Genomic DNA, 23,497 nt, shown 5'->3' with positions numbered 1-23,497 from the left:
TGGCGAAGTCGCGCTCTAGTGTCCTCAGTGCACGCCCAACAGGTGAGGGGGAATCCATGCCGAGCACATCGCATTCGGGGATTCTGGGGACGATCGGCAAGACACCTCTGGTGAAGCTGGACCGCATGTTTCCTGGCGAGAGCGTTCACGTCTACGCCAAGATCGAGCGGTTCAATCCAGGGGGCAGCATCAAGGACCGGAGCGGCCTGAACATGCTCCTCGAAGCGCTGCGCAACGGCGATATAGAGCCGGGACGTTCGGTGATCGTGGAGTCCAGTTCGGGAAATCTCGCAGTAGGGCTCGCACAGATATGCAGGTATTTCAACCTGCGCTTCCTGTGTGTGGTCGACGCCAAGACCACGGAACAGAACCTGGCCATTCTCCGGGCGTACGGAGCCGAAGTGGAGGTCGTCGAAGAGCGGGACGAGGAGACGGGCGAGTTCCTGCCCAACAGATTGCGCCGGGTGCGCGAACTCATGGCACGGATTCCGCACGCTTATTCGCCCAACCAGTACGCGAACCTGTTCAACCCGAAGGCGCACGAGAACACGATGCACGAGATCGTCGAGGCCCTCGACGGCCGCGTCGACTATCTCTTCGCCTCGGTGAGCACCTTCGGCACGCTGCGCGGCTGCGCGGACTACCTGCGCAAGGCGGGCCTCGACACCAAAGTGGTCGCGGTCGACGCCGAAGGCAGCGCGATCTTCGACCGGTCGCCCACCCGCCGCCTCATCCCAGGCCACGGGGCATCGGTGCGGCCGGCCCTGATGGACCCGGCGGCGGCGCACGAGGTGATCCACGTCTGCGATCTCGACTGCGTGGTGTTCTGCCGCCGGCTGGTCGGGCGCGAGGCGATCCTGGCCGGCGGGTCGTCCGGCGCGGTGCTCGCCGCCGTGGACAAGTTCCTCCCGCGGATCGAGCCGGGATCGGTGTGCGCCGTCATCTTCCCCGACGGCGGGGACCGCTATCTCAAGACCATCTACTCCGACGACTGGGTGCGTGACCACTTCGGTGAAGTCTCGCACCTGTGGAAAGGCTGACCCCCATGCTCGTAATCCGGCAAGCGGATGTGGAGAAGCTCCTCAGCAACAAGGAGCGGGAACACATCGATGCCGTCAGGGCGACCTACCTGCTCCACGAGCAGGGCGCCACCGTCATTCCGCGCTCCGTCTTCCTGCGGTTTCCCGACCAGCCGTCCGACCGCATCATCGGGCTTCCGGCCTTCCGGGGCGGAGAGCACCCCGCGGCAGGGATGAAGTGGATATCCTCCTTCCCCGGAAACGTACAGTCCGGAATTCCCCGGGCGAGCGCCGCCATGCTGCTCAACTCCCTGCGCACCGGTCATCCGGAGGCGCTACTCGAAGGGTCCCTGATATCCGCAGCGCGCACGGCCGCTTCCGCCGCGCTCGCCGCCGAGATGCTCACCCGGGAGAGCCGCCCCACCGGAATCACCCTGGTCGGCTGCGGCGTCATCAACCTGGAGATCCTGCGCTATGTGAACGCGGCGATCGAACCCCTCGAAGAAGTGACGATCCACGACAGTTCTGCTCCCCGCGCCGGTGAATTCGCGCGCCGCTGCGCGGAATTGCTTCCGCAGGCCCGCGTCGCCGTGGTGGATTCCCTCGACGAGGCGCTCGCCGCCCAGCGGCTGGTGTCGTTCGCGACCTCTGCCGGCGTCCCGCACACCGATCTGACCGCGGTGGCGCCCGGTTCGGTCGTCCTGCACGTCTCGCTGCGCGACATCGACCCCGAGACCCTGCTGCACACGCACAACATCGTCGACGACGCCGATCACGTCTGCCGTGAGCTCACCTCGCTGCACCTGGCCGAACGCATGAGCGGCCACCGCCGCTTCATCGACGCCTCGATCGGTCAGCTCATCGCCGGGACCCGCACCTTCACGCCGGACCCGGACAAGGTGACCGTCTTCTCCCCCTTCGGCCTCGGCGTCCTCGACCTCGCCCTCGCCGTCGAGGTGCACACCTCGGCCCGTGAGCTGGGCCTCGGCGTCGACATCACCGACTTCCTCGCCTGAGCGCGCGCCCGCGGCACCGCGAGCGCGACCACGGCGCCCCGGGCGCCGGACACCACCCATCACCCCTTTCCGAAGGAGAACCACCATGTCCAGCGAGCAGACCTCCTACCGCGTCGTCCTCAACGACGAGGAGCAGTACTCGATCTGGTGGACGGACCGCGCCCTGCCCGCCGGCTGGCAGGCCGAGGGCACCGAGGGAACCCGCGAGGAGTGCCTCGCGCGGATCGCCCAGGTGTGGACCGACATGCGTCCGCTGAGCCTGCGCGAACGCCTCGCCGCCTGATCACCGTCCCGCGAGGGCCCCGCTCAGGGCCCGTTCCCTCCATCCCATGCCTAGTTCACACCTGGCGCCAGGTCATTTAAGGAGTACCTGTTGAACGCCGCACAGTTGCCGGGGACGTCCCTGAGCGGAACCGTCTCCACCGCGCAGCCGGAGTCGCTGCCCGCGCTCTTCGCCGCGCAGGCCGCCCGCACCCCTGACGCGATCGCCCTCGTCGAAGGAGGTGGCCACACGGTCGACTACCGCACGCTGGACGCCGCCGCCGAGCAGGTCGCGCGCTTCCTGCGGGCGGCGGGCGCCGGCCCCGGGACGCTGGTCGGCGTGTGCCTGGACCGGGGCAGCGATCTCGTCGCCACCCTCCTGGGCGTGGGACGGGCCGGGGCCGCCTATCTGCCCCTGGACCCCTCCCACCCCCAGGACCGGCTGACCGCGCTGCTCACCGCCGGCGGCGCCGCCCTCGTCGTCGCCGAACCGCGGCTCGCCGCTCACATCGCCCCGCCTGGGGTACGCGCCCTCACCCCCGCCGCCATCGACGCCACCGGCCTGTCCGACGCGCCGTTCGCGGCACCCGACCCGGCCGCCGTCGTCTGCACGATCTTCACCTCCGGCTCGACCGGGCAGCCCAAGGGCGTCCAGGTCACCCACGCCGGCCTCGCGGGCCGGATCGCCTGGTCCGTACGCAAGCACGGGCTGGACGCCGACGACCGCTGGCTGTTCAAGACGTCCCCCGGCTTCGACGCGGCGGGTCTGGAGATCCACGCGCCGCTGATCAGCGGCGGCCGGGTGGTCTGCGCCCCCGAAGGCGCCGAGCGCGACCCGCGCGCCCTGCTGGGCGCTGTGGCCGACGCCGGAGTCACCGTCCTCCAGGCCGTACCGTCCGTCCTGCGGCTGCTCGCCGAGGAGTCCGGCTGGGCCGGCTGCGACCGGCTGCGGCTGCTGTTCAGCGCCGGCGAGCCGCTCCACGCCGAACTGGTCTCGCGGCTGCGGCAGGTGGCCCCCGGCCCGGTCGAGGTGTGGAACACCTACGGGCCCACCGAGTGCTCCATCGACATCACCGCCCACCCCGCCGACCCCGCCCAGGAGTCCGGCCCCGTCCCGATCGGCCGCCCCCTCAAGGGCATGCGCGTCCTGGTCATGGGCGCCGACGGCACCCCCGCCCCCAAGGGCGTCGCCGGTGAGCTGTACGCCGGCGGCACGGGTCTGGCCCAGGGGTACGCGGGCCGCCCCGACCTGACCGCCGAGCGCTTCGTGCCCGACGCTTACGGGCCGCCCGGCAGCCGGCTCTACCGCACCGGTGACCTCGTGCGCTGGAACACCGACGGCGTCCTGGAGTACCTGGGACGCCTCGACGACCAGCTGAAGGTCAACGGCGTACGCGTCGAGCCCGGCGAGGTCGAGGCCGCGCTCACCGCCCACCCCGAGGTGACCGGCGCCGTCGTCGTCGCCTTCACCGCCGCGGACGGGAGCCGCCGGATCGGTGCGGCCGTCACCGCGTGGACCCGGACCGGCTCCGCCGACCTTCGCCGTCACCTGCGCACCCGGCTGCCCGACAGCCACGTACCGTCGCTCTTCCTGCCGCTGGACGCGCTGCCGCTCACCGCGAACGGCAAGGCCGACCGCAAGGCCGTCACCGCCCTCCTGGACGAGACGACGGCCGTCGGACCGGACGCGTACGTCGCCCCGCGCACTCCTGCCGAGCAGCAGGTCGCCGATGTCTGGGCGGCCCTGCTCGGGTGCGAGAGGGTCGGCGCGACCGACGACTTCTTCGCGCTGGGCGGCACCTCCCTCCAGCTGACCCGGCTGGCCGCCCGGCTGCGCGCGGCAGGCGTCACGATCTCCATGCGCGGCCTGTTCAGCGCCACCACCGTGGAGGCGCAGGCCCGCCTGATCGACGCGCCGGCCGCCGACGCCGACGCCGTGACAGCCGTCCCGCGCACCGGTGAACTCCCGCTCTCCTCAGGCCAGCGCCGCCTGTGGGTCCTGGACCGGATGAACCCGGGCAGCCGTGAGTGGGTCGCCCCGCTGATCGTGCGCCTGCCGGGCGGAACCCCGGTCGCCGCCGTCCAGGCGGCCCTGGACGAGCTGTCCGCCCGCCACGAGATCCTGCGCACCAGCTACGAGGAGAGGGACGGCGAGCCCCGGCAGGTGATCGGCGCCCCCGTCCCGGTGGAGCTGCGGGTGGCCGACACCGGCCGCGAGGAGCTGGCCGGCCACTTCGAGGAGCAGTTCGCGCGGGGCTTCGGCCTGGCGGGCGGACCGCTGTGGCGGGCGCTGCTCGCCCGCGTCCCCGGTGAGGACCACGTCCTGCTCGTCACCCTGCACCACATCGCCTGCGACGGCTGGTCCACCGTCGTCCTGGAGCGTGAGCTGCGCGAGCTGTGCGCGGCCTCCGTCGAGCGCCGCGCGCCCCGGCTGGCCGCGCCCGGCCTCCAGTACGCCGACCACGCCGCCTGGCAGAGCAAGCGGCTCACCGACGCGTTCCTGGCCGGGGAGCTGGCGCACTGGCGTGCCGCACTCGACGGCGTCGAGCCCGTGGAGCTGCCGGCGGACCGGCCCCGGCCCGCCGAGCGTGACTCGCGCGGCGCGGTCGTGCCGATCCGTGTGGAGCCGGAACTGTTCGCCCGGGTGGAGGAGTTGGGCCGCGCCCACGCCGCGACCCCGTTCATGACCCTGCTGACGGTCTTCGCCACCGTGGTGGCCCGCTACAGCGGCCGGTGGGACATCCCGGTCGGCACACCGGTGGCGGGACGCGGCCGGCCGGAGGTGGCCGGCACCGTGGGGTTCTTCCTCAACTCCCTCGTGGTGCGCTGCGCACTGGAGGGCGACCCCACCTTCGAGGAGGCGCTGGGCCGGGTGCGGGCCGCGTCCGTGGCGGCCTTCTCCCACCAGGACCTGCCCTTCGACCGGCTCGTGGAGGAGCTGGCGCCGGAGCGTGACCTGTCGCGCACCCCGCTCTACCAGGTCGCCTTCGACATGCACAGCGAAGGCGTCACCAGCGTCGCCACCGGCACCGCCGACCTCGCGGCCTTCGCCGAGGCGTGGACGGTCGCCAAGACGGACCTGTCGGTCTTCGTGGGCCGCTCCGCCGACGGCGCCCTGGAAGGGGTCCTGGAGTACGCGACCGCCCTCTTCGACGAGGCCACGGTCGTCCGCTTCAAGGACCACTTCGTCCGGGTCATGGAGGAGGTCACGGCCCGGCCAGGGGTGCGGCTGTCCCAGGTGGCGCTGCTGCGCCCCGAGGAGCGCACCCTCGTGCTGGACGTGTGGAACGCGACCGGGGCCGATCTCGGTGACACGAGCGTCGTCCGGCGCTTCGAGGAACAGGCCCGGGCCACGCCCGAGGCCCCCGCGGTGTCCTTCGGCGACGCCTCGGTGACGTACAAGCAACTCGACCTGCGGGCCGACCAGCTCGCGCACCACCTGCGCGCGCTGGGCGTGCGCCCGCACACCCCGGTCGGCGTCCTGCTGGACCGGGGGCCCAATCTCCTCGCGGCGTTCCTCGGGGTGTGGAAGGCCGGCGCGTCGTACGTGCCGATCGACCCGTCCTACCCGGCCGAGCGGATCGCCTCGATGCTGGAGACGGCCGGCGCCGCCTTCGCCGTGACGCAGGAGGCGTACGGGGAGCGGTTCGGCGGCTTCACGACCGTGCTCGTCGACCGGGACCGGGCCGCGATCGACGCCCGTCCCCGGACGGCGCCGGAGCGCGGCGAGGACCCGCAGGCGCTGGCGTACACCATCTTCACCTCGGGCTCGACCGGCCGCCCCAAGGGCGTCGAGGTCACCCACGCGGGTCTGGCGAATCATGTCGCTTGGGCGGCACGGGAGTTGGCGTCCCAGGGACAGGGCGGCGCACCGCTGTTCTCCTCGGTCGCCTTCGACCTCGTCGTCCCCAACCTGTGGGCCCCCCTCGTCACCGGCCAGAAGGTGCACACCGTCGCCCAGGACATCGACATGGCCGACCTCGGAAGGGAACTCGCCGGATCGCGGCCCTACAGCTTCGTCAAGCTGACCCCGGGCCATCTCGACGTCCTCGCGGAGCAGTTGACCGCGGAACAGGCCGCCTCGCTCGCCCCGGTGCTCGTCGTCGCCGGCGAGGCCTTCACCCGCGCCACCCTGGAACGCTGGCGGACCCTCGCCCCGCACACCCGGCTGATCAACGAATACGGACCCACGGAGGCGTCCGTCGGGACCTGCGTCTACCCGGTGCCGGCCGAGGAGGCGGCCGAGGTGCTGCCCATCGGCACCCCTCTGCCCAACATGACGATGTACGTCCTCGACGCGGCACTCGAACCCACCCCGGTCGGCGTCCCGGGCGAGCTGTACGTCGGTGGCACCGGGGTCGCACGCGGCTACGCCGGCCGACCCGACCTGACCGCCGACCGCTTCCTGCCCGACCCGTACGGGACACCCGGCAACCGCCTCTACCGCACCGGCGACCTCGTCCGCACCCGCCCCGACGGCGCCGTCGAATTCCTCGGCCGCCTCGACGACCAGATCAAGATCCGCGGCTACCGCATCGAACCCGGCGAGATCCAGAGCATCCTCACCGACCACCCCGCCATCCGCGACGCGGTCGTCGTGGCCCGCCCCACCGCCACCGGCGAGACCCACCTCGTCGCGTACTACGTGGCGCACCGGGAACTCGACCCGGCCGACCTCGGAAAACACGCCGCCACCCGACTCCCGGACTACATGCTGCCCACCGCCTACGTCCAACTCGACGCCATCCCGCTCAACGCCAACGGCAAGACCGACAAACGCGCCCTCCCCGACCCCGACGACCCCGCGAGCGCCGCGGCGGGCATCGCGCCCCGCACCGTCACCGAGGAGCGGATCGCCGACATCTGGAGCGAACTCCTCGGCACCCGGGTGGGCGTGGAGGACAGCTTCTTCCAGAGCGGCGGGAACTCCATCCTCGCCATCCGCCTCATCTCGCGGATCCAGGAGGAGTTCGACATCGACTTCAAGGTGCGCACCGTCTTCGAGGGCCCGACCGTGGCCCGGCTCGCCGCCGCCGTGGAGGCCGCGGTCACCGCCGAGATCGACGCGGAGCTGGCCGCGTACCCCCCAGCCGCACACCCGCACGCAACCCCGACGAACGGCCAGGCACTGGCGAAGGAGTTCACGGTATGAGCACGGACGCGATCATCCCCGCCGGCCTCGGCACCGACGAGCCCGGAGCGGGCCCGGAGGTCCAGGCCGCCGAGCGGGCCCGCCAGGAGCTGATCCGGCGGCGCCTGGCCGGCCGGGGCCCCGGCCGCAGACCGGCGATACCGGGGGCCGACCGGGCGGCCCCCCTGCGGCTCTCCTACGGCCAGGAACAGATGTGGTTCCTCAGCCGCCTCGACCCGGACAGCACCCAGTACCTCGTCCCGTTCGTCGTCACCCTGACCGGGCCCCTCGACGCCGGCCTGCTCGGCACCGCCTGGCAGCGCCTCACCGACCGCCACGAGATCCTGCGCACCCGCTACACCCTGGCCGGGGAGAGCCCGGTCCAGGTCGTCTCCGACGCCGAGCGGGTCACCCTGCCCGTCGTCGACCTGACCGGCACCGCCCCCGGTGCGCGGACGGCCGCCGTCCAGGACGTCATCGACCGCGAGCTGTTCCTCCCCTTCGACCTGCAGCGCGACCTGCCCGTCCGGGGCCGGCTGCTGCGGCTCGCCGACGACGAGCACGTCCTGGCCCTGGTCTTCCACCACATCGCCTGCGACGCCTGGTCCACCGAGGTCGTCGCCCGCGAACTGAGCGCCCTCTACACGGCCCTCGCCGAGGTTACGGAGGCGGCCCTTCCGCCGGTCCCCGTGCAGTACGCCGACTTCGCCGCCTGGCAGCGCGCCGAGATGTCCGGTGCGACGCTGGAGCGCCACCTCGACTACTGGAAGAGCCAGCTCGTCGGGCTCACCCCCATCGAGCTGCCCACCGACCGCCCCCGCAAGGCCGTCCGTGACGCGTCCGGCGCCACCGTGGCCTTCTCCCTGCCCGGCGAACTCGCCACCCGGCTCAGGGCGTTCGCCGAGGACCAAAACGCCACGCTCTTCATGGTGGTCCTGGCCGCCTACCACGGCCTGCTCGCCCGGTACACGGGCACCACCGACATCGCCGTCGGCACCGTCGTCTCCGGGCGCGGCCGCCCCGAGCTCCAAGGCATGGTCGGCTACGGCATCAACAGCCTGGTCCTGCGCGGCCACTGGGAGGTCGAGCCGACCTTCCGCGAACTGGTGGCCCGCACCAAGGACACCGTGCTGGGCGCCTTCGACCACCAGGGCGTGCCCTTCGCCCAGCTCATCGACGCCGTCCAGCCCGAACGCGACCTCGCCCGCAACCCGCTGTTCGACGTGGCGCTGACCATGCACGGCGAGCGCACCGACGCCTTCGCCCTGCCCGGCATCGCCGCCGAACCCTTCCAGGGCGAGGGCGACGCCGCCAAGTACGACCTCGACCTCCAGGTCCGCGAGGGCGCCGACGGGTCCCTGCACGGGCACCTGGAGTACGCCATCGAACTCTTCGACCGCACCACCGCCGAGCGGCTCACCGGGCACCTGGTGCGGTTGCTGGACGCGGCCGTCACCACCCCGGACCGCGAGATCGGCGCCCTCGGCCTGCTCGGCGCGGACGAGCACGCCTGGCTCACCGCGGGCGCCGCCGTCACCGGCGAGGTCACCGGCACCGTGCACGGCGCCTTCGAGGCGCAGGTCCGGCGGACCCCGGACGCCGTCGCCGTCACCTTCGAGGCCGAGGAGCTGACGTACGCGCAGCTCAACGAACGGGCCAACCGCATCGCCCACCGGCTGCGGGCGGCGGGCGTCGGCCCGGAGACCCTCGTGGGCGTCTGCCTGGAGCGCTCGGCCGACCTGGTCCCCGCGCTGCTCGGCGTCCTCAAGGCGGGCGGCGCCTATCTGCCGCTCGACCCGGCGGCGCCGGCCGACCGGCTCGGCTTCATGATCGCCGATGCCGCCGTCCCGGTCGTCGTCACGCAGAGCGCTCACACGGGGCTCCTGGCCCCGCTGCACTCCGGCACGACCCTGGTCCTGGACGCCGACGGGACGCTGGAGACGGCCCCGGCCCACGACCCGGAGCCCGTCGCGGGCGCCGACCACCTCGTCTACGTCATCTACACCTCGGGCTCCACCGGCCGCCCCAAGGGCGTCTGCCTCACCCACGCCAACGTGCTGCGCCTGTTCGACGTCACCGGCCGCCGCACCGGCTTCCACGCCGACGACGTGTGGACGCTGTTCCACTCCTACGCCTTCGACTTCTCCGTGTGGGAGATGTTCGGCGCGCTGCTGCACGGCGGGCGCCTGGTCGTCGTGCCGAAGGAGGTGACCCGCGACCCGTCCGCCTTCCTGGACCTGCTCGTCGAGCAGCGGGTCAGCGTCCTCAACCAGACGCCGTCCGCGTTCCGCGCCCTGGTCGCCGCCGCCCGCGAGGGCGACCCGCGCGTGGACCGGCTGGCGCTGCGCACCGTGGTCTTCGGCGGGGAGAAGCTGGAGGTCGCCGACCTGCGGCCGTGGGCCGACCGGCTCGGCCTCGACCGGCCGACGCTCGTCAACATGTACGGGATCACCGAGACCACCGTGCACGTCACCCACCACGAGCTGACGGCGACCGACCTGGGCGCGGGCGTCAGCCCCGTCGGCGTCGCCCTCGACGACCTGGCCGTCCACCTTCTCGACGGACGTGGCAACCCGGTCCCCGTCGGCGTCTTCGGCGAGATCCACGTCGCCGGGCGCGGTGTGGCGCGCGGCTACCTGGGCCGGCCCGAGCTGACCGCCGAGCGCTTCGTGCCCGACCCCTTCGGGGAGCCCGGCAGCCGGCTGTACCGCAGCGGCGACGTGGCCCGCCGGCTCGCCGACGGCAGCCTGGAGTTCCTCGGCCGCAACGACGAACAGGTCAAGATCCGCGGCTTCCGCATCGAGCTGGGCGAGATCAACGCCGTGCTCGCCGCGCGGGAGAGCGTCCGTGACGCCGTGGTCCTGGCCCGTGAGGTCACCCCCGGCGACCGCCAGCTCGTGGCCTACGTGGTGCCCGCGCCCGGCACGGAGTTCGACGCCGTCGCCCTGCGCACCGCGCTCGGCCGCGACCTGCCCGAGTACATGGTCCCGGCCTACTTCGTCGCCCTCGACCAGCTGCCGCTGACCGTCAACGGCAAGCTCGACGACAAGGCGCTGCCCGCCCCGCAGCCCGGCGCCGTACGCGCCGCCGGCCAGACGTACACCGCGCCGCGCACCGGCCTGGAGCGCCAGGTGGCCGCGATCTGGGGCGAGGTCCTCAAGGTGCCGTCCGTCGGCGTCCACGACAGCTTCTTCGACCTGGGCGGGCATTCGCTGCGCGCCATCAACCTCTCCGGGCACCTGCGCGAGGCCGGTCTCGACGTGTCCGTGCGCGATCTCTTCGAGCACCGCACGGTGGCCCGGCTGGCCGAGCGGCTCGCCGAACGCGCGCCGGTGGTCCGCACGGTCGGCGTCCAGCCGTTCGAGCTGGTCACGGCCGCCGACCGGAAGCGGATGCCGACGGGGCTGGCGGACGCGTACCCGATGTCGCAGGTCCAGATCGGCATGGTCGTCGAGATGCTCAGCGACGCCCGCCACCCGTACCACAACTCCACGTCGTTCCGGGTCCGGGACGACCGGCCCTTCTCGGTCGAGGCGCTGCGTGCGGCGGTCCGGGCGGCCGTGACGCGCCACGAGGTCCTGCGCACTTCCTTCGACCTCAACTCCTACGACGTGCCGATGCAGTTGGTGCACCGCGACGTCGATCCGCCGGTCACGGTCAACGACCTCGGCGGCCTGGACGCCGCCGGCATCGAGAGCGCGCTGCGGGAGTTCACCGCCCGCGAGCGGGCCGCGCTCATCCCGCTGGACGCGGCCCCGCAGCTGCGGCTGACCGGGCACGCCTGCGACGACGGCAGCTGGTGGCTGACGATCACCGAGTGCCACGCCATCCTCGACGGCTGGAGCCACCACTCCCTCCTGATGGAGATCGTCGAGGGGTACGACCGGGCGCGCGGCGGCGCCGCGATCACGCGTCCCGAGGCACCCGGCGTCCGGTTCGCCGACTTCGTCGCGGCCGAGCTGACCTCGCGCGAGGAGGGCGCGGACCGCGCGTACTGGACGGACATCGTCGAGCGCTACGAGCCGTTCGCCTTCCCCGAGGCATGGGCGGGCGACGGGGAGGCAGGTGAACCGCACCGCGTCAAGGTTCCCGTGCACGACCTGGAGGACCGGCTGCGCGCACTGGCCTCGGCGGCCGGGGCGTCCTTCAAGAGCGTGCTGCACGCCGCGTACCTCAAGACGCTGAGCGCGGTCACCGGCCAGGACAGGTTCTTCACCGGCCTGGTCTGCAACGCGCGCCCCGAGGCGCTGGGCGCCGACGGCGTCTACGGCATGCACCTCAACACCCTGCCGTTCGCCTTCGACGGCGCCTTCGGCACCTGGACCGACCTGTTGGCGCGGGTCTTCGGCCGCGAGGTGGAGCTGTGGCCGCACCGCGGCTACCCGATGCCCGACATCCAGCGTGCCGCGCCGGACGCCGGCCGGCTGGTCTCGGTCCGCTTCAGCTACCACGACTTCGACCAGGTGGACCGCGAGCAGGTCGACTACCTGGCGAGCATCGACGACAGCCCCACCGAGTTCCCGCTCGGCGTCTCCGCCCGCCTGGGCCACCTCTTCCTCACCGGCGGACGCAAGCACCTGACCGAGCAGGCCCTCCAGCACCTCGCGGGCATCCTGCGCCAGGTGCTGGAGGCCATGGCCGCCGACCCGCTCGGCGACGCCGCCGCCTCCTGCCTCCCGGCGGCCGACCGGGACCGCCTGCTGGCCGAAGGCACCGGTGAGCGGGCCGATTTCGGCACCGCCGCCGTACCGTCCCGGTTCGAGGAGCAGGCCCGCCGCACCCCGGGCGCGACGGCCGTCTCGCTGGCCGGCACGTCTGTCACGTACGCGGAGCTCGACGCGCGCGCCAACCGGCTCGCGCACCACCTGCGCGCGCTGGGCGTGCGCCCGCACACCCCGGTCGGCGTCCTGCTGGACCGGGGGCCCGACCTGCTCGCGGCGTTCCTCGGGGTGTGGAAGGCCGGCGCGTCGTACGTGCCGATCGACCCGTCCTACCCGGCCGAGCGGATCGCCTCGATGCTGGAGACGGCCGGCGCCGCCTTCGCCGTGACGCAGGAGGCGTACGAGGCACGCTTCAGCGGCTTCACGACGGTACGGGTGGACGACCCGGCGATCGACACACAACCGGCCACCGCACCCGAGCGGGCCGAGGACCCGCAGGCGCTCGCCTACACCATCTTCACCTCCGGCTCGACCGGCCGCCCCAAGGGCGTCGAGGTCACCCACCAGGGCCTGGCCAACCACGTCGCGTGGGCGGCACGGGAGTTGGCGTCCCAGGGACAGGGCGGCGCACCGCTGTTCTCCTCGGTCGCCTTCGACCTCGTCGTCCCCAACCTGTGGGCCCCCCTCGTCACCGGCCAGAAGGTGCACACCGTCGCCCAGGACACCGACATGGCCGATCTGGGCCGTGAGGTCGCCGCGGCGGCACCGTACAGCTTCATCAAGCTGACCCCGGGCCATCTCGACGTCCTGGCCGAGCAGTTGACCGCGGAACAGGCTGCCTCGCTCGCCCCGGTGCTCGTCGTCGCCGGCGAGGCCTTCACCCGCGCCACCCTGGAACGCTGGCGGACCCTCGCCCCGCACACCCGGCTGATCAACGAATACGGACCCACCGAAGCCTCCGTCGGAACCTGCGTCTACCCGGTGCCCGACGAGGAGCCGGCCGAGGTGCTGCCCATCGGGCACGCCCTGCCGAACATGACCATGTACGTCCTGGACCGGTGGCTCCAGCCGGTCGCCACCGGCGTCCCGGGCGAGCTGTACGTGGGTGGCACCGGCGTGGCACGCGGCTACGCGGGCCGACCCGACCTGACCGCCGACCGCTTCCTGCCCGACCCGTACGGGACACCCGGCAACCGCCTCTACCGCACCGGCGACCTCGTCCGCACCCGCCCCGACGGCGCCGTCGAATTCCTCGGCCGCCTCGACGACCAGATCAAGATCCGCGGCTACCGCATCGAACCCGGCGAGATCCAGAGCATCCTCACCGACCACCCCGCCATCCGCGACGCGGTCGTGATACCCCGTACGACAACGGCCGGCGAGACCCAGCTGGTGGCCTACTACGTGGCGGACCAGGAGATCGACGCGGCCGGCCTCGGAAAGCACGCCGCCACCCGGCTCCCCGACTACATGCTGCCCGCCACCTATGTCGCCCTCGACGCCATCCCGCTCAACGCCAACGGCAAGACCGACAAACGCGCCCTCCCCGACCCCGACGACACCGCGGACGGCACCGGCACCCCGTACGTCGCCCCGCGCACCGGAACCGAGGCGCGTGTCGCGGAGATCTGGGCGCAGGTCCTCCAGCTGGAGCGGGTCGGCGTCGAGGACGGGTTCTTCGACCTCGGCGGCCACTCCATCCGCGCCGTCGCCCTGGTCGGCGCCCTGCGCGCCGCCGGGTTCGACGTCGGGGTACGCGAGGTCTTCGAGCACCGCACGGTCGCCGAGCTCAGCGAGTTCCTGACCGGGCGCCCCGCGCCGGCCGAGACGGCACCGCCCGTCGAGCCGTTCGCGCTCCTCGGTCCGGACGACCGGGCGAGGCTCCCCGAGGGGACCGTCGACGCCTACCCGATGTCGCAGGTCCAGCTCGGCATGATCGTGGAGATGCTCGCCGACGAGGAGAAGCGCGCCTACCTCAACGTGGCGTCCTTCCGCATCACCGACGGCGTCCCCTTCGAGGTCGCCGCGTTCCGCAAGGCCCTCAACATCGTCACCCGGCGCCACGAGATGCTGCGCACCTCCTTCGACCTCGACGGCTACAGCACGCCCCTCCAGATCGTCGCCCCCACCGCCCACGTGCCGCTGGTGGTCGAGGACCTGAGGCTCGCGGGCGACCGGGAGGAGCGGACGCGCGCCATCCTCACCGAGGAGCGCGCGGTCCTCTTCGACCTGGCGAAGGCGCCGCTGCTGCGGATGACCGCACAGCTGGAGGACGACCACGCCTGGCGGCTCGTCGTCACCGTCTGCCACGCCATCACCGAGGGCTGGAGCCACCGGGCCCTGCTCATGGAGCTCCTGGAGACCTACCGCGTGCTGCGGGACGGCGGCGAGCCGGCCCCGTACACCGCCCCGCCGGTGCGCTACGCGGACTTCATCGCCGCCGAACTGGCCTCCTTGGACTCCGAGGACGACCGCGCCTACTGGAAGGACCTGGTGAGCGGCCATGCCCCGTTCGCGCTGCCCGCTCCGTGGGCCGGGGACCCGCTCGCCCCGCGCGAGAAGTACCGGGTGGCGGTCGAGCTCTTCGACCTTCAGCCGAGGCTGCGCGCGCTCGCCACGCGGGCCCAGGTGTCGCTGAAGAGCGTCCTGCTCGCCGCCCACCTGAAGGTCCTCTCACTGCTCACCGAGGAACCCGCCTTCCACAGCGGCCTGGTGTGCAGCGCGCGCCCCGAGTCGCCGGGCGCCGAGCGGGTGTACGGCATGTACCTCAACACGCTGCCGTTCGCCTTCGCCGGAGCCCGGGGCACCTGGACCGACCTGGTACGGGAGGTGTTCGCCGCCGAAGGGCGCGTCTGGGACCGCCGGCGCTTCCCGATGCCGGTCATCCAGCGCGACGCCGGGACCGGCCGGCTCCTCGACGTCCGCTTCAGCTACCAGGACTTCGACCACGTCGACACCGAACTGGTCGACCCCGAGGCCAGCAGCGGCGAGGGCGGCACCGAGTTCGCCCTCGCGGTCTCCGCGGTCTCCGGGCACCTGCTGCTGACCACGCACACCCACGCCCTGGCCCGGGAGCACGCCGACCGGCTGACCGGTCTGTACCGGCGGGTCCTGGAGGCGATGGCCGCCGACCCGGACGGCAGCGCGGAGTACGCCCCGCTGCCGGCGGGCGAGGCGGAGTGGCTGGGGGCGCTCAACGGGACTGCCGAGGACTATCCGGTGCTCTCCGTCCTGGAGCGCTTCGAGCGGCAGGCCCGGGCCACCCCCGGGGCGGTCGCCGTCACCTTCCGGGGCGAGGAGGTCAGCTACCGGGAACTGGACGAGGCGGCCAACGCGATCGGCCACCGCCTGCTCGCCGAGAACGTCGGCCGGGAGTCCGCCGTCGGCGTGCTCCTCGACCGCTCCCCCCGGCTCATCGCGGCCCTGCTCGGGGTGTGGAAGGCGGGTGCGGCGTACGTGCCGGTCGACCCGTCCTACCCGGCGGAGCGCATCGCCTCCATGCTGGAGACGGCCGGTGCGGCGCATGCGGTCACCCAGCCCGAGTACGCGGCGCGCTTCGGTGGCCTCACCCCGCTCCTGGTCGGCGAGGCCCTCGCCACGCAGGAGCGCGCGCCCGCCCGGACCGACGACCCCGACCGGCTCGCGTACGTCATCTTCACCTCCGGCTCGACGGGCCGGCCCAAGGGCGTCCAGATCCCGCACCGGGGCCTGGCCAACCACGTGGCCTGGGCGGCGGTGGAGCTGGCCGCGCGCGGCACCGGCGGCGCACCGCTGTTCTCGTCCGTGGCCTTCGACCTGGTCGTGCCCAACCTGTGGGGTCCGCTGGTCACCGGGCAGGCCGTGCACGTCGTGCCGCAGGACACCGTGCCGGGCGACCTCGCGGAAGCGCTCATGGACCGGGCCCCGTACAGCTTCGTGAAGCTGACCCCCGGCCACCTCGACATCCTCTCCGAGCAGCTCGCGACCGACGAGGTGGACCGGCTCGCCCAGGTGTTCGTCGTCGCGGGCGAGGCGCTGCCCGCCACCACCGGCAACCAGGCGCTCGAACTCCTGGGCGCGGGACGGATGATCAACGAGTACGGGCCCACCGAGGCGTCCGTCGGCTCGACCGTCCACCCGGTGACCGAGCCGGTCACCCTTGATGTGGTGCCGATCGGCACGCCCCTGCCGAACATGACCACCCACGTCCTGGACCGGGCCATGCGCCGGGTGCCCGTGGGCGTGGTCGGCGAGCTGTACGTCGGCGGCACCGGGGTGGCACGCGGCTACGCGGGCCGTCCCGACCTGACGGCGGAGCGCTTCGTGCCCGACCCGTACGGGCCCCCCGGCGGGCGGCTGTACCGCACGGGCGACCGGGTGCGGATGCTCGCCGGCGGCGCGGTCGAGTTCCTCGGCCGCCTGGACGACCAGGTCAAGATCCGCGGCTACCGCGTCGAGCTCGGCGAGGTGCAGGCCGTCGTGGCCGCCCACCCCGCCGTGCGGGACGCCGTGGTCACGGTCCACGAACCCACCCCCGGCGACAAGCGCCTCGTCGCCTACTGCGTGCCGCACGAAGGAGAGCGGCTCCCTGACGCCTCGGCCCTCGCCGAGGAATGCGGCCTGAGGCTCCCCGAGTACATGGTCCCCTCGGCGTTCGTCGCCCTGGAGACCATGCCGCTCAACGCCAACGGCAAGGTCGACCGGCGGGCGCTGCCCGCCCCCGACCGCTCCTCCCTGCGCGGCGACGACCACCCCTACGTCGCCCCCCGCACCCCCACCGAACAGCTCCTCGCCACGATCTGGCAGGACGTGCTCGGCGTCGGGACCGTCGGCATCCACGACCGGTTCCTCGACCTCGGCGGCCACTCCATCCTGATGATCCAGGTACTGGCCGCCGCCCGGCGAGCGGGCCTCACCGTCTCCGTCTGGCGCATGTACCAGCACGGGACCCTCGCCGACCTGGCCGCGGCCATCGACGAGGACGCGCACCAGGCGGAGGCGGAGGCGGCCCCCGTGGCCCCCGCTCCCCCCGCCCGCGTGGAGGTCTCCGCCGACCTGCTGGCCTCGCTGCTCGACCGGGCGAGCGGCGGGGACAGCGCCAAACTGGCCGAGGGGCCGCTCGCGGAGGTGGCCGCCCTGATCGGCCGGCCGGCCGCGCCGGCGTTCCCCCTCGACGAGCTGACGGCCCTCATGGCCGAGCACCAGGTGCCCGGTGTGAGCGTCGCCGTTCTCGGCGCCGACGGCTCGACCGAACTGCACGGCGTCGGCCACCTGCGGGCAGGGGGCGGCGCACCGGTGACCCCTCGGACGCTGTTCCAGGTCGGCTCGATCAGCAAGCACGTCACGGCGTTCGCCACCCTGCGACTCGTGGCTCAGGGGCTCATCGGCCTCGACGACCCGATCGACCGGCACCTCACCTCGTGGCGACTCGCCGACCTGCCCGAGGCGCCCGGACCGGTCACGGTCCGCCAGCTCCTCGGGCACACGGCGGGCTTCGCACGCCACCGCAGCGTCGGGTTCCGGCCCGGCGATCGGGTGCCCGCGCTGCGGGAGCTGCTCGACGGGACCGGGCCGGTGTCCACGCCCCGGGTCAGCCGGCAGCTCGTACCCGGTGAGGTCTTCCGCAAGAGCAGCACGCACTACTGGGTGCTGCAGCAGCTCCTGGAGGACGCCACCGGCGAACCCTTCCAGGAGCTGATGGACCGGCTCGTGCTGACGCCCATGGGCCTCACGGGCAGCAGCTTCGACCAGTCCTTCCCGCACACCGCCGGACGCCCCGTGGCGCTCGGCCACCACGTGAAGGGCAAGCACCTGGACGGCGGCTGGCGCGAACGCGCCCACCTCGCCGCCGCCGGGCTGTGGACGACCGCCGAGGACCTCGGCAAGGTCGCCCGCCACTTCCGGGCCGCACTCCTCGGCCTGGACGGCGCCCTGATCCCCCGGGACACCGCCGCCGAGCTGCTCCACACCCATCCGGGCAGCTTCTACGGACTCGGCACCATCGTCGACGACACCGGTGACGACGCCGAGTTCGGGCACGGCGGTGAACCGGCCGGCTACTGGAACCTCTCGCTCACCCATCTCAGGAGCGGTGTGGGGCTGGTCGCCCTGACCAACTCCGACAGCGGAAAGGACATCGTCAAGTTCCTCACGGCGTCCCTCAGCAAGCGTGAGCACGCCTTCGGCCAGGGCGAGTTGATGGCCGACTGGGCGGCGGCCGGCACCGGCGCCGCCGCCCCGGCCGACCACCCTCTGCTCACCCCCGTGGTGACGGAGGAGGACCGGGCCTGATCCGAGGCCGGGCCGCCCCGACCGGGCGGCCCGGCTCCCCGGCCGACTTCCACCCCCTCCAGGAGGACCCCGTGACCCACCCGTCCGCCCGCCACCTCATCTCCATCGACGACCTCTCCGACTCCGACCTGCGCCGGATCGTCCACGACGGCGTGACCTTCGCCCAGGCCGGCCCCGGCGCCCGGCGCCCGCTGGCCGACCAGGTGGTGGGCGTCTACTTCAAGCGGACCTCCACCCGGACCCGTACCGCCTTCTCCAGCGGCGCGCTGCGCCTGGGCGGCCACCTGATCACGTACGGAGCCGGGGACCTCCAGCTCAACACCGGCGAGACCAGCGAGGACACCGGCGCGGTGCTCTCCCGGATGCTCGACGTGCTGGTCGCTCGCACCGCCGACGACCCGGCCGAGATGCGGGCCTGGGCGGACCAGCGGCGGATGTCCGTCATCAACGCCATGAGCGCCGACGAACACCCCACCCAGGCACTCACCGACCTCACCACCCTCCAGGCGCACTTCGGCCGCCTGGACGGCCTGCGCGTCCTGTACGTCGGTGAGGGCAACAACACCGCCTCCGCGCTCGCCCTGGCCCTCACCCGCTTCGAGGGCGCGCACCTCGAACTGCGCACACCGCCCGGCTACGGTCTCGACCCCGCCTTCCTCGAACGCGCCCGGCGCACCGCGGCCCGCTGCGGCTCGACCGTCACCGAACGCCATGACATGGACGGCCTGCCGGAGGACGTCGACGCCGTCTACACCACCCGCTGGCAGACCACCGGCACCACCAAGGCCGACCCCGAGTGGCGGCGCGTCTTCGCCCCCTTCCAGGTCACCGCCGACCTCTGGCAGGCCAGCCCCAAGGCCGTCTTCCTGCACGACCTGCCGGCGCACCGTGGTGACGAGGTCACCGGCGAGGTCCTGGACGGGCCGCACAGTCTCGCCTTCCAGCAGGCCGAGAACAAGATGCACAGCGCCATGGCGGTCCTCGCCTGGGCCCGCGGCGGGCGGGCCGGCTCCGAGGCAGCGGCCACCGCATGAGCGTCCTCGACGAAGCGCCGTCCGCCGCTCCCCCGCCGCTGCGCCGCAACCGCGACTTCCTGCTGCTGTGGGGCGGGGCCGGGTTCACCCTGCTCGGCTCCCGCGCCTCCATGGTGGCCTACCCGCTGCTGCTGATCTGGTCCACCGGATCAGCGGCGGCGGGGGCGGTGGCTGCGGCCGCCGCGCAACTGCCTCACCTGCTGGTGCAGTTGCCTGCGGGTGTCCTGGTCGACCGCTGCGACCGGCGGCGGCTGATGGTGCTGTGCAGCGTGGGCTGCGCGCTCAGCACCCTCAGCGTCGTGGCCGCCGTGGCGAGCGGCCGGGTGTGGCTCGCGCACCTGGCGGCGGCCGCGTTCGTCGAGGGCTCCCTGATGGTCTGCTACCGGCTCGCGGAGCGGGCGAGCGTGCGCCATGTCGTTCCCGCCGCGCAGCTCACCGCCGCGCTCTCCGGCAGCGAGGCGCGCGGTCGCGCCGCCGGACTGCTCGGCCAGCCCCTGGGCAGCGTGGCGTTCGCGCTCGCCCGCTGGTCGCCGTTCCTGCTGGCCGGCGTCGCCCACCTGCTCTCGCTCGCCGCAGTGCTGCTCATCCGCTCCCCGTTCCAGGGCCCCGCAAAGGACCGGCCGCCTCGTGGGCGGCTGGGCCCGCAGATCGCCCAGGGGCTGCGCTGGCTGTGGCGCAACACCTTCCTGCGCCTGGTCATGCTGCTGGTCTCCGGCAGCAACGTGCTCTTCCAGGCCCTCGCCCTGCTCCCTGCCTTCGTCCTGTACGAGGACGGGCTCTCACCCGGAACGGTCGGCGTCATCGCCGCCATCAGCGGGGCCGGCGGCGCGCTCGGCGCACTGGCCGGCGGCCGGGCGATGAAGCTCCTGGGCCTGCCGTCCCTGGTCCGCTGGGCGCTGCTCGCCTGGGCGGTCCAGGTCCCCGCGCTCGCGCTGACCCGCTCGCCCTGGCTGCTCGGCGCGCTGTTCGCCGTGATGAGCATGGTCGGCGGCGCCGTGAACGTCGCGGGCGGCGTCCACCAGGTGCTCACCACCCCCGATCGGCTCCAGGGCCGCGTCAACAGCGCCCTCCAACTGGTGGGTTCGGGCGCGAACGCGCTCGGCGCGCTCCTCGGCGGGCTGCTCCTGGACGCGACCGGAGCGGCCGGTACCGCCGCCGTCCTCGGTGCCGCGATGGCAGCGCTCGCGCTCACCGCACTTCTCATCGACCTTCCACGACACCACCGGAACACTCCCCAAGGAGATCAGGAATGAACACAACGCCCAGCTGGTCCCCGCTCGTCATCACCCCGCAGGACGCGGGCGTCGAGGCGTCGGCGGCCGGACTCCTGCGCGTGGTCGGCGACACCGCCGCCATCAGCGACCAGCTCGTCAAGGAGAAGGCGCTCATCTTCCGGGGTTTCGGCGTCACCGAGGAGACGCTCGACCCCGTCATGGACGAACTGCTCCCCAACCGCCTCGCCTACGTGCACGGCAACTCGCCCCGCACCAAGGTCGGCAAGAACGTCTACACCTCCACGGAGTACCCGCAGGAGTTCACCATCTCGATGCACAACGAGATGTCCTACGCCGCAGCCTGGCCGGCCAGGCTGCTGTTCTTCTGCCAGAGGGCCGCCGCGACCGGCGGCGCGACGCCCGTCACCGACTCCGCGCTGTGGCTGGCCTCGCTCGACGACGAGGTGCGCGAGGCGTTCGGCGGCGGGGTCCGCTACCAGCAGAACCTGCACGACGGGCTCGGCCTCGGCAAGAGCTGGCAGGACACCTTCGAGACGACCGACCGCGGTGTGGTGGAGGAGTTCCTCACCCGGACCGAGGCCGAGTACGCGTGGCAGCGGGACGGCTCGCTGCGGGTGCGCCAGATCCGGCCCGCGACCGCCGTCCACCCGGTGACCGGTGACGAGGTCTGGTTCAACCAGTCCGACCAGTGGCACCCGGCCGGGCTCGGCGACGACACGGCCGCCGCGCTCGCGCAGATCCTGTCCTCCGACGAGCTGCCGCAGTCCGTGACGTTCGCCGACGGCTCCCCGATCCCCGACGCCTACATCCTGCAGATCCGTGACCGGGGCCTGGAGCACGCCCGCGACTGCGACTGGAACACCGGCGACCTCATGCTCATCGACAACATGCTCGTGTCGCACGGCCGCCGCCCCTTCACGGGCACCCGCCGGGTGCTCGTGGCGATGTCCGACTGAGGCGCCATGAGCGACAGCGACTCCCCGGCGGAGTATCGGGCGCTGGCGGCGGACGGCGGTGTGCACGTCTGGCAGGGCTCGACCTGGCAGGCGCCGCCCGCCGCCGCCCTGCGGCTGCTCTCCGCCGCCGAACGCACCGTGATGCAGCGCAGACCGCGTACCGAGGGACTGCGCTACGCGGGAGCGCACATCGCCGTGCGGCAGATCCTCTCCCGCTACCTGGGCGTCCCCCCGGCGGGCCTGCGCTTCGGCACCCGGCCCTGCCCGTGGTGCGCCGACCCCGGTCACGGCCGCCCGGTCGTCACCAACCCCCTGACCGACCTCGACTTCAACCTCTCGCACGCCGGCCCGCACTGGGCCCTGGCGGTCACTGCGGCGGGACCGGTCGGCATCGACGTCGAGGACGGACGCTCCGGGAGCTCGGCGGGTGCCGCGGCCCTCGTGCTGTCCGCGTCCGAACTGACCTACGTGAACGGCCTGAGGGAGGGAGACGCGCGTGAAGCGGCCTTCCTTCGGTGCTGGACCAGGAAGGAGGCGGTGGTGAAAGCGATCGGCACCGGCATCACGGCGGACCTCAAGGGCCTGGAGGTCCGTCCCGAGCACGAGGGTCCGCTGACCGTGCGCAGTACCGGGCAGGGCGGCACCGGCGAATGGCTGGTGCAGGACCTGCCCGGCACGGGCGGCCTGTTCGTCGCCCTCGCCCGGCCCGCCGGCAGCGCCGGCCCGGTGACTCCGCGGACCCTGACCAGCGCCACCGGCCCCGCCCCCGGGGCGGCCCCCCTCCCCGCACGGGACACCGCCGCCACCTCCCTGCTCGTACCCTTCCGTTCCTGAAGGAGCCCCTCACCATGACGACCACCACACCCCTGCCCGGCCCCACCGTCCGTGCGGAATATCTGCCGCAGGTGTACGAGGCACCGGCCCCCGGCATCCCGGTCGCGGAGTTCATCGAGAGCAACCGCCCCGCGATCCGTGCTGCGCTGCACTCGCGCGGGGCCGTGCTGCTGCGCGGCTTCGACGTGGCCGGCGTCGACGGCTTCAACGGTTCCGTGCACGCCCTGTCGGGCACGCCGCCGCTGACGTACGCCGAGCGCTCCTCACCCCGTTCCACCATCAAGGGCCAGGTCTACACCTCGACCGACTACCCGGCGGACGAGGAGATCTTCCTGCACAACGAGAACTCCTACCAGGCCGTCTGGCCGCAGGCGCTGTACTTCTACTGCATCGAGCCGGCCCACACCCTCGGGGCGACCCCGCTCGCCGACATCCGCCAGGTGTTCCGCGCCATCGACCCGGACGTGCGGGAGGAGTTCACCCGGCGCCGCTGGCGCGTGGTGCGCAACTTCCACGAGGACTTCGGCGTGCCGTGGCAGCAGGCGTTCAACACCGACAACCGGGCCGCCGTCACCGCGTACTGCGAGGGCAAGGGGCTGGGCGTCGAGTGGACCGCCGGCGGACTGCGGACCACGGCGATCCGCGACGCCGTGCACCGCCACCCGGTGACCGGCGAGGACGTGTGGTTCAACCACATCACGTTCTTCCACGTCAGCACGGTCGCTCCGGACGTCCGCGAGGGCCTTCAGGAGATCTTCGCCGACGAGGACCTGCCGACGAACTCCTACTACGGTGACGGCGCCCCCATCCCCGACGACGTGGTGGCCCACCTGCGCCAGTGCTACCGCGACGCCTCCACCCGCTTCGACTGGCAGCGGCACGACATCCTGGTGGTGGACAACATGCTCGCCGCCCACGCCCGTGAGCCGTTCACCGGCCCGCGCAGGATCGCGGTGGCGATGGCCGAGCCGTCGCAGCCGGCGGCCGGCTGAGCCACCGCCCGCCGGACCGCACGAAGGGGCCGGCCGCCCTACCCGGGAGGGGGGGGGGGCCGGCCCGACGTGGGGGCGGGTGTGGCCG

Annotated in this window: 10 protein-coding genes; all 10 read left to right on the top strand. The window is 73.1% G+C overall.

The features are described from left to right. Positions 1–56 precede the first annotated feature (56 nt). The 10 genes from sbnA (at position 57) to ACFWRT_RS26535 (ending at position 23,409) form a co-directional block, all read left to right on the top strand. Positions 57–1,040 carry a 2,3-diaminopropionate biosynthesis protein SbnA gene (gene sbnA, locus ACFWRT_RS26580; RefSeq protein WP_380952205.1) on the top strand — a complete coding sequence of 328 codons (984 nt, stop codon included), beginning with the start codon at positions 57–59 and terminating at the stop codon, positions 1,038–1,040. A 5-nt stretch (positions 1,041–1,045) separates the two neighbouring features. Then, complete coding sequence (sbnB, locus tag ACFWRT_RS26575; RefSeq protein ID WP_380952207.1) at positions 1,046–2,035, top strand: 2,3-diaminopropionate biosynthesis protein SbnB; 990 nt, start codon at positions 1,046–1,048, stop codon at positions 2,033–2,035. Between the two features lie 85 nt (positions 2,036–2,120). Then, the gene (locus ACFWRT_RS26570) at positions 2,121–2,318 is read left to right on the top strand and encodes an MbtH family protein (RefSeq protein ID WP_272586797.1); all 198 of its coding nucleotides are present in this window, start codon (positions 2,121–2,123) and stop codon (positions 2,316–2,318) included. Positions 2,319–2,408: 90 nt separating this feature from the next. Then, on the top strand, positions 2,409–7,448 hold the full coding sequence (locus ACFWRT_RS26565) for an amino acid adenylation domain-containing protein (RefSeq protein ID WP_380952208.1): 5,040 nt from the start codon (positions 2,409–2,411) through the stop codon (positions 7,446–7,448). After that, entirely contained in the window at positions 7,445–18,358 is a 10,914-nt protein-coding gene (locus ACFWRT_RS26560) for a non-ribosomal peptide synthetase (protein WP_380952209.1), read from the top strand. The genes ACFWRT_RS26565 and ACFWRT_RS26560 overlap by 4 nt, the downstream gene beginning before the upstream one ends. Positions 18,359–18,429: 71 nt before the next feature. Then, entirely contained in the window at positions 18,430–19,392 is a 963-nt protein-coding gene (locus tag ACFWRT_RS26555; protein WP_380952210.1) for an ornithine carbamoyltransferase, read from the top strand. Next, the gene (locus tag ACFWRT_RS26550) at positions 19,389–20,645 is read left to right on the top strand and encodes an MFS transporter (RefSeq protein ID WP_366379984.1); all 1,257 of its coding nucleotides are present in this window, start codon (positions 19,389–19,391) and stop codon (positions 20,643–20,645) included. Before ACFWRT_RS26555 ends, ACFWRT_RS26550 begins: the two co-directional genes overlap by 4 nt. Continuing rightward, a complete protein-coding gene (locus ACFWRT_RS26545) occupies positions 20,642–21,583 on the top strand; it encodes a TauD/TfdA family dioxygenase (RefSeq protein ID WP_380952211.1) in 942 nt (313 codons plus the stop codon). Before ACFWRT_RS26550 ends, ACFWRT_RS26545 begins: the two co-directional genes overlap by 4 nt. A 6-nt stretch (positions 21,584–21,589) precedes the next feature. Continuing rightward, positions 21,590–22,417, top strand: coding sequence for a 4'-phosphopantetheinyl transferase family protein (locus ACFWRT_RS26540; protein WP_380952212.1), 828 nt, complete (start codon positions 21,590–21,592; stop codon positions 22,415–22,417). 14 nt (positions 22,418–22,431) lie between these two features. Beyond that, complete coding sequence (locus ACFWRT_RS26535) at positions 22,432–23,409, top strand: TauD/TfdA family dioxygenase (protein ID WP_380952213.1); 978 nt, start codon at positions 22,432–22,434, stop codon at positions 23,407–23,409. Positions 23,410–23,497 lie beyond the last annotated feature (88 nt).

It is taken from the genome of Streptomyces cyaneofuscatus (assembly GCF_042718795.1).
Lineage (GTDB): Bacteria > Actinomycetota > Actinomycetes > Streptomycetales > Streptomycetaceae > Streptomyces > Streptomyces cyaneofuscatus_A.
The sequence above is the reverse complement of the archived record's forward strand: the minus strand, read 5'-3'. Positions and strand labels throughout refer to the sequence as shown.

What these genes read in the sequence shown, in the direction of transcription:
- sbnA (WP_380952205.1), top strand. Translation starts at nt 57, where the DNA reads ATGCCGAGCACATCGCATTCGGGGATTCTGGGGACGATCGGCAAGACA.
- sbnB (WP_380952207.1), top strand. Translation starts at nt 1,046, where the DNA reads ATGCTCGTAATCCGGCAAGCGGATGTGGAGAAGCTCCTCAGCAACAAG.
- ACFWRT_RS26570 (WP_272586797.1), top strand. Translation starts at nt 2,121, where the DNA reads ATGTCCAGCGAGCAGACCTCCTACCGCGTCGTCCTCAACGACGAGGAG.
- ACFWRT_RS26560 (WP_380952209.1), top strand. Translation starts at nt 7,445, where the DNA reads ATGAGCACGGACGCGATCATCCCCGCCGGCCTCGGCACCGACGAGCCC.
- ACFWRT_RS26550 (WP_366379984.1), top strand. Translation starts at nt 19,389, where the DNA reads ATGAGCGTCCTCGACGAAGCGCCGTCCGCCGCTCCCCCGCCGCTGCGC.
- ACFWRT_RS26545 (WP_380952211.1), top strand. Translation starts at nt 20,642, where the DNA reads ATGAACACAACGCCCAGCTGGTCCCCGCTCGTCATCACCCCGCAGGAC.
- ACFWRT_RS26540 (WP_380952212.1), top strand. Translation starts at nt 21,590, where the DNA reads ATGAGCGACAGCGACTCCCCGGCGGAGTATCGGGCGCTGGCGGCGGAC.
- ACFWRT_RS26535 (WP_380952213.1), top strand. Translation starts at nt 22,432, where the DNA reads ATGACGACCACCACACCCCTGCCCGGCCCCACCGTCCGTGCGGAATAT.